Source organism: Streptomyces otsuchiensis (assembly GCF_004305975.1).
Taxonomy (GTDB): Bacteria; Actinomycetota; Actinomycetes; order Streptomycetales; family Streptomycetaceae; genus Streptomyces; species Streptomyces otsuchiensis.
Genome location: NZ_BHZI01000539.1, coordinates 1 through 1138 on the forward strand (window position 1 = coordinate 1; position 1138 = coordinate 1138).

The window sequence follows — 1138 nt, forward strand, 5'->3', positions numbered from 1 at the left end:
GGTTGAGGCACGGAAGCGGGGGCCCGGCCGTGCTCGTCCGGGCCCCCGCTTCCGTGCCTCAACCATCCTCCGAGGAGTACCCCCGTGTTCCGTTCCCGACCTGCCGCGGCCGCCCTGGCCTGCGCCGCCCCGCTGATACTCGCCGGCTGCGGCGCCCGGACCGAGGCGCCGCCGGCGGCGGCCGACACCGTCACCGTCGAACGGTGCGGCGAGGAGATCGAGTACCGCACCCCGTCGAAGGCCGTGGTGTACGAGGCGGGCAGCGCGGACAAGATGCTGATCCTCGGGCTCGCCGACGCCATCCGCGGCTATGTCATGCCGCCGGCCAACCCTCCGGTCGAGGAGTCCCCCTGGGCCCAGGAGTACGCCGGGCTGGAGATGCTGAGCGACGACGTGCTCAACCGGGAACTCGTGGTCGGCGCCGAGGCAGACTTCGTCGTCGCCGGCTGGCAGTCCGGGTTCAGCGACGAACGGGGCATCACACCGGAGATCCTCGACCGCCTCGGAATCCAGAGCTTCATGCACAGCGAGACCTGCTACAACTACCCCGAACACCCGCTGCGCGTCGGCCCGTTCGACGGTCTCTACCTCGATCTGGAACGGCTCGGGGCGATCTTCGGCGTCGAGGACGAGGCGGCCGAGGTCGTCACCGGACTCCGGGAGCGGGTGGCGGAGGTCGAGGCCGGGGCGCCCGACGGCGACCCGGTGCGGGTCTTCCTCTACGACTCGGGCGTGGACCAGCCCTTCACCTCGGGCAACCAGGCACCGCCCCAGGAGATCATCGAACTGGCCGGGGGCGAGAACATCTACTCCGACCTCGAAGGCCGCTGGACCGGGGTGAGTTGGGAGTCGGTCATCGAGGCCGACCCCGAGGTCATCCTGATCCTCGACTACGGCGACCAGCCCGCCGAGGAGAAGATCGCCTTCCTGAAGTCCTCTCCGGCCCTCTCCGAGGTGACCGCCGTGCGCGAGGACAACTTCCACCTGCTGGACTACAACGAGGCGATCAGCGGACCGCGCATCGTCGACGGTGTCGAGAACGTCGGCGCCTACCTGCGCTCCCTGGACCGCTGAGCCCCACGGCCGCGCCGCGCCGGCCGGAACGCCCGGCAGCGGCCCGGCCGCACCCCACCTCCCC

Annotated in this window: 1 protein-coding gene; it reads left to right on the forward strand. The window is 71.1% G+C overall.

From position 1 onward, the window contains the following. The first annotated feature begins 84 nt into the window (after positions 1 to 84). A complete protein-coding gene (locus E0D90_RS25735) occupies positions 85 to 1074 on the forward strand; it encodes an ABC transporter substrate-binding protein (protein ID WP_130800310.1) in 990 nt (329 codons plus the stop codon). Positions 1075 to 1138 lie beyond the last annotated feature (64 nt).